At 62.6% G+C, this 8,780-nt stretch carries 7 protein-coding genes; 3 read left to right on the top strand and 4 right to left on the bottom strand.

Going from position 1 to position 8,780, the window contains the following annotated elements:
• The 3 genes from ACXJL8_RS25780 to ACXJL8_RS25770 all read right to left on the bottom strand — a co-directional run.
• A partial coding sequence (locus tag ACXJL8_RS25780) for a carbohydrate porin (protein WP_456618682.1) occupies positions 1-1,401 on the bottom strand: 1,401 nt, incomplete at its 3' end.
• A gap of 12 nt (positions 1,402-1,413) precedes the next feature.
• Positions 1,414-2,430, bottom strand: coding sequence for a transporter (locus ACXJL8_RS25775; protein ID WP_456618683.1), 1,017 nt, complete (start codon positions 2,428-2,430; stop codon positions 1,414-1,416).
• 116 nt (positions 2,431-2,546) lie between these two features.
• Positions 2,547-3,329, bottom strand: a complete 783-nt coding sequence (locus tag ACXJL8_RS25770) for an acetoacetate decarboxylase (RefSeq protein ID WP_456685820.1) — start codon at positions 3,327-3,329, stop codon at positions 2,547-2,549.
• Positions 3,330-3,556: 227 nt separating this feature from the next.
• Here ACXJL8_RS25770 and ACXJL8_RS25765 point away from each other — a divergent pair, with 227 nt between their 5' ends.
• From ACXJL8_RS25765 to ACXJL8_RS25755, 3 genes are all read left to right on the top strand, one after another.
• Positions 3,557-4,723, top strand: a complete 1,167-nt coding sequence (locus ACXJL8_RS25765) for a patatin-like phospholipase family protein (RefSeq protein ID WP_456685819.1) — start codon at positions 3,557-3,559, stop codon at positions 4,721-4,723.
• A gap of 1,063 nt (positions 4,724-5,786) precedes the next feature.
• Positions 5,787-6,062, top strand: a complete 276-nt coding sequence (locus ACXJL8_RS25760; RefSeq protein WP_456618686.1) for a DUF3303 domain-containing protein — start codon at positions 5,787-5,789, stop codon at positions 6,060-6,062.
• A gap of 566 nt (positions 6,063-6,628) precedes the next feature.
• Positions 6,629-7,699 (top strand): acyltransferase family protein, encoded by a 1,071-nt coding sequence (locus tag ACXJL8_RS25755; protein WP_456685822.1) that lies wholly within the window; start codon positions 6,629-6,631, stop codon positions 7,697-7,699.
• A 245-nt stretch (positions 7,700-7,944) separates the two neighbouring features.
• On the opposite strand, the gene ACXJL8_RS25750 is transcribed toward ACXJL8_RS25755, so the two are convergent.
• Entirely contained in the window at positions 7,945-8,739 is a 795-nt protein-coding gene (locus tag ACXJL8_RS25750) for an IclR family transcriptional regulator (RefSeq protein WP_456685821.1), read from the bottom strand.
• Positions 8,740-8,780: the final 41 nt, after the last annotated feature.

Here is an 8,780-nt window from a genome sequence, read left to right as displayed (position 1 = left end):
GTACCTGATCGTGGTGGTGACGCCGAAGACTGCGGCGTCACCGATCCGCGAAACTCCGGTCGGATCATTCGGGTTCGGGATGCCGCCGGAGGGGCGGAACACATATTGGAAGTACGGCGCCACCAGCCAGCCAGGCTTGATGTGCGCCTCGTAGATCATCTCGAGCAAGGTCTCGTTGCTGCGCACGGGACTCAGGACGCCGGTGAAGGCCTGGGTATCGACATCGAGGTTGCGGGCGGTGTTGGAGATCCGCATGTAGGCCATCGCCACGCCGAAGCGGTCGAGCGGACGGCCTGGCGTGAAGCCGACGAAGCCGATGCCGCCGTCCACATAAAGGTCGATCAGATTGCGGTCCGGCGGGCTGTAGGCGATGCGGCCGAACGCCGTGACGCCGGGGATCGAGGCCGAGGTGCTGTTGTCCGTGACCTCCGGCGGGCGGTAGAGCACCTGCTCCACGACCGCAAAGATTCCGTAGTTGCCGCGAAGCTTTGCCGGAATGCCGGACCCGTCGGGATCCGCGATCGACATGCCCTCCGCGGTAAACCGCTGGCTGTCGAACGAACCATAATGCTTCCAGGCCCCCGGCGTGAAATTGCCGGCGAGCGGACGGCCGCCGATATCGATGTCGTAGTTGAAGCGGACCTGCCCGATCACCCAGGGCGGATCGTTGACGCGGAATGCGAGACCGTGATGGTCGCGAATCTGCGGATCGGCGTCGCCCGGGCCTGACGGATCGCCGTTGAACACCGCGCCGTAGGCGATGATCTTGTCCGTCAAGGCGGCCTTGACGCGAATGCCGGGCACCGCGATCGGCGGCGCCGGGCCGCCGGCCGGAAGGTTGCTCGCCTTGATCGCGGGCCAGCCGAAGGTGCCGTTGATGAAGAGGTCGTCGGTCTGGCTGTCGAAGAACTCGACGTCCGCGGCCTGCTGGCCCGCCCGGATGTTCAGCCTGTCGCCAAAGAAGCTCTGCTCGAAATAGGCGTTGTAGAGCCGCTGGTCGGGCAGCGCCTCGATCTCGCTGATGGTGGCGAGGTTTTGCACGTAGTTGCGGGAGAGCCCGCGGCCGTAGATCACGAAGGCGTTGGCGTAGAAGCGGCCACCGGTCCAGCCGACGAGCTTGTCGAGATCGGCGTCGACCGACAGATCGAGGCGGCCGAAATGGATGGCGCCGCGCGCGACCCCGCCCGAGACATTGCCGATGTTGTCGGCGATGTAGGTGGCGCCGAAGTTCAGGCCCTTGTTGGCAAGCCCGTCATGCCATTCGTTGAACCATTTGGGCGCCAGCCATTCGGCCGCGCTTTCGTCCTTGGCGCCGGCGAACGCGCCGGTGCTGGCCGCCGTGCAGGCCAGCACAATCGCGGTTGCGCATCGCAACGCAGATCTTTGGGCAGTCCCGATCACGCCTGGCGTACGCTATTTGAAAATACCTGTGCGCCGCATGAACAGATAGGCGGCACCAATCGACGAAGCCATCAAGGCGGCGGCCCAGAGGAAACCGGTCTCGACATCGGTGAGCGGCAAACCCTTGGTGTTCATGCCGAAGATGCCAGTCACCAGCGTCGGCGGCAACAGCAGCGTCGTCACGATCGACAGCGTGTGGAGGTGCCGGTTGCTCTCCTCCTCGTTCTTGAAGCGCAGCTCCTCCTCGAGCAGGCGGCTGCGTTCCCGGAGTTCGACGATGTCGTGATCGAGCCCGTCCAGCCGCTGCGCCAGCTTGCCGGCATGGATGCGCAAGGACGGCGAGAGGTGATCGGTGTTCTTCTGGTCGAGGCGGTGAAACAGCACGCGCAATCCGGTGAGCTGGCGATGCAGCCTGACGCAGGTCCGGCGCAGCCGGCCGAGGATGCGGCGCATCTCCGGCTTGGCCTCGTCGGCCAGAATCCGTTCCTCGATATCGTCGACCTCCTGCCCGAGCTTGTCGGCCATCCGGTCCAGGGTGTCGGCGACCTCGTCGACGATCTTCTCCAGGAGATGGGCGACATTGTCGACGCGGTAGCCGCCTTCGAGCACCCGGCGCGTCGCRTCGGCCGAGCACAGCGCCTGATGGCGGCCGCTGACCAGGAGATGCTCGGTCATGGCGAAGCGCAGGAACGCGGTCTCTTCCGTCGCGCTGTCGATGTCGCGCACGAGATCGGAGAACACGCCGTAGACGCAATTGTCGATGACGTGAAGCTGCTGGAAGGTGTCGTGGGACAGCAGGAGCTCGCGGGAGAGCGGCGGCAGCTGCGAGGCCGTGATCCACGGCCGCACGCGCGCGTCGGTCAGGTTGAAATGCAGCCAGAGCCGGCCGTCATGGCTGAACTCGATCGGCTGGTCGATCGGCAGCGCCTCGGCGCTGCCGTCGCCGTGCAGCCGGAATGCCCAGACGAGGCCAGGGATCGACGGCGCAGCATCCGAAATCGCGCTGACAAGCTTTGCCGGCTCAGCCATGGCCAACCCCAACCGTCAACAGATGCCCCGCTCCGGAAGACGGCTGACGGCATCTTCCGGACCCACGCGGGGTACTCAATTACGGCTTTGTTACAGTTTGATGATAGCGAGCCGCGCTACTCCGCGGCCAGCCCCGTCGCGGCCGCCGCCTCGGCTTCCCTGATGTAGTCATGGACCACGCGGCCGAACGGCAGCGTCAGATCGGCGATGTAGTGATGCGCGCCGACGACGCGGCGAACCGGAAAATCGGCAACCGGYGCATTGACGTGCGGCACCAGATGCAGGCGGCCCGGCCCCATCCACGACCCCTTCGGCACGATGTCGGTGAGGTTGATCGCGACGAGCTGGCAGACCTCGAGACGGCCGTCGACGCCGGGGATCATCTTCAGATTGATCTGCGTCTTCGACAGCGTGGCGCGGGTGAGATCGCCGTTGCCGGCCATGCTCTCGTGCTTGTAGCCCATCGTGCCCATGGCGACGAGCTGGCCGGCATATTCCAGCGTGCCGGYCAGCGTGTCCTTGACGATCTCGAGTTTCGGATGGGCGTATTTCTTGGGAAAGCCCCAGATCTCGCGCCCCGCCGCGATCGGCGGATCGTCGTCCAGATACATCTGCGAGACGAAGTTCACCTCCTCGCCGTGCAGACGCGCCGGAATGACCAGGCCGGATTCGGTGTAGCTGCCGAAGCCGGAGGAGTCCGGCATCCTGATCCATTCATAGTGCACGATCGGCTGCTCGATCGGCTCCAGCGGCTCAGGCAGGCCGGCGCGGATCAGGTCCGGGTCGGTCTCGTAGGTGATGACGAGGAATTCGCGATTGACGAAGCGATAAGGGCCGGCCGGATAGCTCGGCCCGGCAGCCGGCATGGACGGAAGTCTCAGCAAATCTTCCCTGCGCATCGCTGGTCTCCTGTGTGATGTCTGTGAGGCCCGCCCGGCGGCTTCGAGCCCGATGCAAATTGCTAGCCGTCGTCATTGACTGCGATGTGAAGGTTTTCCGTCAGGCGCACGACCCGGCGCCATTCCCGGCGCGGTTGACCAGCATGCGAACGATGCATCGGCGCCGACATTGTCATCACGCCGTCACCGCGGGCCGCAATCGTCGAGCTAAGGCAGGAGACATCACCATGGACGCCCGAACGTCACATCCGTCACATCAGAGCTTTGCGCGGGGCTGGCGCCCCGAGCGCTGCGATCGCGTCGCGCTGGTGCTGCAAGGCGGCGGTGCGCTCGGCGCGTATCAGGCCGGCGTCTATCAGGCGCTGCACGAGGCCGGCATCGAGCCCGACTGGGTCTGCGGCGTCTCGATCGGCGCGATCAACTCCGCCATCATCGCCGGCAACAAGCCGGAGAACCGGCTCGATGCGTTGCGCATCTTCTGGGAGCGCATCACCAACCGCAAGATCTGGCATTAWACGCCGGACGGCGACATCTTCCGCCAGGCCCGCAATCTGATGAGCGCCTACATGACCTCGGCGCTCGGCCAGCCCGGCTTCTTCACGCCGCACCAGGTCAATCCGTGGTTCAGCCCGGTCGGCGCCCGCACCGCGACCAGCTATTACGACACCGCGCCGCTGAAGGAGACGCTGCTCGAGCTCGTCGACTTCGACCTCATCAACGACAAGAAGGTCCGCTTCGCGGTCGGCGCGGTGAACGTGCTGTCCGGCAACTTCATCTATTTCGACAACGCCCATGACGAGATCGAGCCGGAGCACATCATGGCGTCCGGCGCGCTGCCGCCGGCGCTGCCGATGGTGCGGATCGGCACCGATCATTTCTGGGACGGCGGCATCGTCTCCAACACGCCGCTCCAGCATCTGCTCGACCAGGAGGACGACCTCAACTCGCTGGTGTTCCAGGTCGACCTGTTCAGCGCCCGCGGCGTGCTGCCGCGCTCGATCCAGGACGTGATGGCCCGCCACAAGGACATCATGTATTCCTCGCGCACGCGCCACAACACCGACGTCTATCGCCGCACGCACAATCTCAAGGTCCAGCTCTACAAGGCCCTGGCGAAGCTTCCCGACGAACAGCTGTCCGACGAGGAGCGCCAGCTCAAGGCGAGCCTGCGCGACATGCCGGAGATCGCGATCCTGCATCTGATCTACCAGCAGAAGGCCTATGAGGGCGACGCCAAGGACCACGAATTCTCGGGCACCTCGATGCGCGAGCACTGGGCGAGCGGCTACGAGGACACCAAGCGCACCCTGAAGCGGCGCGACTGGATCAAGATGCCCGAGGAAGGCATGGGCCTCGTCGTCCACGACGTGCACCGGGAGACGGAGAGCGCGTAAGCGCCGGCCCGCCGTCATCGCGCGCGCAATAATCGAGAGTGGAACTCGAGTTCACCCCCCATCGTCATTGCGAGCGCGGCGAAGCAATCCAGGCAGTCGCCGCTGAGAGACTCTGGATTGCTTCGCTGCGCTCGCAATGACGGAGTATGACGCATCATTGCGTTCATCCAATTCACGCTTCGGCCTGCAGACACGCCTCCGCATTCTCGCGACTTGTTTCGCCCGAGCTTTGCTCTCRTCGTTGCCCCTTCCGGCACGAAAGGGCGCAGGGAAGGCCGGGCGCCGGCTGGCACCCGCAGTCCCGTGTGCTGAAAAGATGCGCACGGGATGGACAACAGGTGAAGCCGAGCAACCGGCCTTCCCTGCGCGGATGGTTTTACGGCTTATGTCGTGCTCTCCCCGGGGAGCGATGCACTATTGCCCCCGTCGCCTTGCGGATGGCTGATGTGCCGACCCGGTTGGGCCGCCCGCATCACCGCAACACTTGACGCACAGACCCCGGGCGTCAGGACCACACGATTTTGCCGTCCGCGCACATCCCCGCCCCTGTCCCCGATGGCTGGCGTGCGCTCACCATCGAAGCCGAACGAGGACGCTGTCAGCGCCGTGTCGTACCGCGCGTGCTGATGCTCACGGGGATTCCGCCCTGCAACGGCCCGGCGCGGCGACGCCGTCGCGGCCACCGCCTCCCTGCCCGCGTCTCGTGACGGTCGCGAAACGCCCCTTCTGGCGGGCCGGAATGGACGGAATATGCGTCATATCCGAAATTCGGTAAACAAGAATGTTTTTGCAAGGAGGGATTGACAGGGTGTTTTGCCCGACGGGCAACGCATCATCTCGCTGAGTATCGCGCAGCTTCGTCAATGGTGCTGACGGTAATTCCCCGGAATTGCCCGTTGCTCCTGCCCCGGTCTGGGATGGACCATTCAACGCATCCACTTCGCCTCGGATCACACCCGCCGCGTCTGTTCTTTCGCCGTTGTTATTCGATACGCAGGCGCTATCGTGTGCAGGCGGCGCAGCCGCGACATTCATCCGATAATTCTAGTAGTGGGAGAATCGCATGAAATTCATAACCACCTGGAGCGTACCTCAAGGCACCTTCAATGCAGCCGTCGCCCGCTTTCTCGAGACCGGCGGCGCACCGCCCGAGGGCGTCAAGATGCTGGGTCGCTGGCATGGCATGAATGGACAGGGATTTGCGATCTCTGAATCGAGTGATCCAAAAGCCATGTATCGCTGGCTCGCGCAATGGTCTGACCTGCTCCCATTGACCGTCACGCCTTGCCTCGAAGACGCAGACGCGGGCGAGGTGATGGCGTCGCTCCCCAAGCGCTGAGCGTCAAGCGTTGATCATCAATACTCACGTCACTGCCGCCGCTGAAACCGGCGGTAGTGACATGCCCGCCAGTGGCGACCTCGCTGCTAGCGCTCAGACGGCGACCGAAGCTCGCATTGCTCGTGGCACTCATTGAGGCGTGCCGTACGTGCTGGCCCAGCCCAATCATGAGGCGGTCGGCTGGCCGAGGCGGGCCTGTGCAAGCAGTATGCCGTCAGAAGCGTCTTGATAGCCATCTGGTCTGTCTACGGTTCATTCCCAGAGACGACCTCTTACAGAAAACTGCGTGTCTCACCTGCGGAGCGCAATCCAGCGCTGTCATCGCAACTTCGCAAAGGCTCTGCAAACAATGCGTCTCGCGTAACATGGCCATCCTGATGGACGGCGTTTCTTTTGGTGCTGCCGCGACCGAGTTCATTCAGACTCTGCGCGACGGCAACAAGGGCAATTCGAGAGGATCTCCGTGACCATCGGCCAACGACTAGACGAGGTCCAGGGATTTGGACCTGGTTTTGATTTCATGCGCATATTCCTGGCCGTCAGCGTCGTGCTGATTTCACGCTCCGCTGACTACTGGAACGTGGTCTCCGCTCGATCCGGTCTGGATGTTTCAGTTTTCGATCCTGCCGATGTTCTTTGCGCTCAGCGGCTTCCTGATCGGGGGAAGTGCGCAGCGACTCGCGTTCAGCTCGTTCATCCTGAACCGCGGATTCCGGATCATGCCGGCCCTGGTCGTGGAAATCGTTCTCTCGGCATTGATTCTCGGGCCGCTCGTAACGAGCTTGGATCTCGCCTCCTACTTCAGCGACGAACGATTCTTCAGGTACTTCCTCAGTATCGTCGGTTTCATCCAATACGAACTCCCGGGTGTCTTTGAGAACGCCCACTATACGCGGATGCTGAACGGGCACGCGGCGGGGATTGTCAACGGGTCGCTGTGGACCGTCCCGCATGAGATGTTCTGCTACCTCATCATGTCAGCCATCATCCTCCYGGGCCTGCTCAAGAGACCTCTTTTCGTGCTGTCGTTGACAATTCTCGTCGTATCCGGTGCCATCGCGTTGCAACTGACGGCACCACATCCGGGCCGTATTCTTGACTCGCTCTCCTACATCTTTGTCCAACGTGGCTCCGCCCGTCTTATTCCGGCGTTTCTGGCCGGTTTGCTCTTCTATCAATTCCGGTACGCGATACCGTTCAGGTGGTCGCTCGCGGCGGCTTGCTTCGCCGGCCTTACCGCGATCCAGTTCATTGGGACGCAAGACTGGATCGCATCGGTGCTCGTCCAGGCCATAACCACACCGATGCTCGCCTACATCACGGTCTTCCTTGGATTGACGCCGCTTCCAAAGCTCGGAATTCTCGGCTCGAGTGATTACTCCTACGGGGTCTATCTCTATTCCTGCCCGATCCAGCAGACTGTGAACTGGCTACTGCCGGATATTCGCAGCAATACCTTCAATTTCGTCACCAGCCTGGTATTGACGGCGCTGTTCGCAGCCTTCTCCTGGCACTTCATCGAGAAGCCTGCACTCAGGTTGCGGAAGAGCTTTTCTTTGGGGCGGCCCGCACATCAAGCCGAGACGCTTGCCGTCGAACCGGCGCCGCTCACGGTACCCTCCCGCGAAATCGCCTAGGCAGAGAATGCGATGGTGGTGACAAGGCCGGACTGTCATCGTGATTGGCGCGACTGTGTCAAGATGCCGATGAAGGCATGGGCCTCGTCGTGCACGACCCACCGGGAAACGGAGAGCGCGTAACGCCCCCACCGCAAAAAACGCGAAAACAACCCCATGCACAGTAGCCGGGGCATGGCGGGTCAATGACTTAGCGCGTCCGCAAAGCGGTTTGACTCGTCGGGCAAAACACCGGCATCATGTCATCATTGAGTATCTGCGCCATCGTCGTCTTCAACTTGCAGAATGGTCTCCGACAGCAGAGCGGCAGCCTTTTGAAGCGGCGGTATGAACCGGTCCAGTTCGGCGAAGCTCACGCGAGCCACCGGTACCGAGACGCCCAGGCAAGCGATCAGTTCTCGATCCGGTGACAGAATCGGGACGGCACATCCCACCACTCCCTTCACATACTCTTCGTTTGTTTTGGCCCAGCCGCGTTGCCGCGTATCCTCGAGAACCTTCATCAGCCCGTGGACATCGACGATCGTCGTTTCCGTGAATTTGGTGAGGGGTAGTGCGCGGCAGAGCTTCGCCYGGGTCCGCTCGGGCAGTCTGCTCATGTAGATCTTTCCGGTCGACGTACAGTGTAACGGCGCCGCCTCTCCCGGATTGAACTGAAGACCTTGCGGCTCCGAAACGCGAACGCTGTCGACATAGGCAACGAAATTATCGCGGACGACGCCGATCTCGCATTGCTCGCCAATTTCTCCGGCGACCGCCCGAAGCACCGCGTGCCGCCGCGCGGTACGAAACGCAGCTCCTATGACAGCGGCGGACAGTGTGACGAGTTGGTTTCCGACAACGTAACGCTTCGTACCCAATGCCTTCTGAAGCAGTCCGCGGTCCTCGAGATTTCCAATCAACCTGTGCGCTGTCGGAAGAGGCAGAGACAGAGCCTTTGCAATCTCTGCTGCTGAGACGGCTTTGCGTTGGTCGGCAACGTGCCGAACGATCGCAACCGCGCGATCCAAAGGCCCATCCTTCTCAATTCGCTTCGTCATTTGCCCACCGGCCGAAATTGGCAGCGAAATCAATATCAAGA

The sequence above is a fragment of the Bradyrhizobium sp. P5_C11_2 genome, assembly GCF_054049755.1.
Note: the sequence above shows the minus strand (reverse complement) of the source record. Positions and strands in the feature narration are given on the sequence as shown.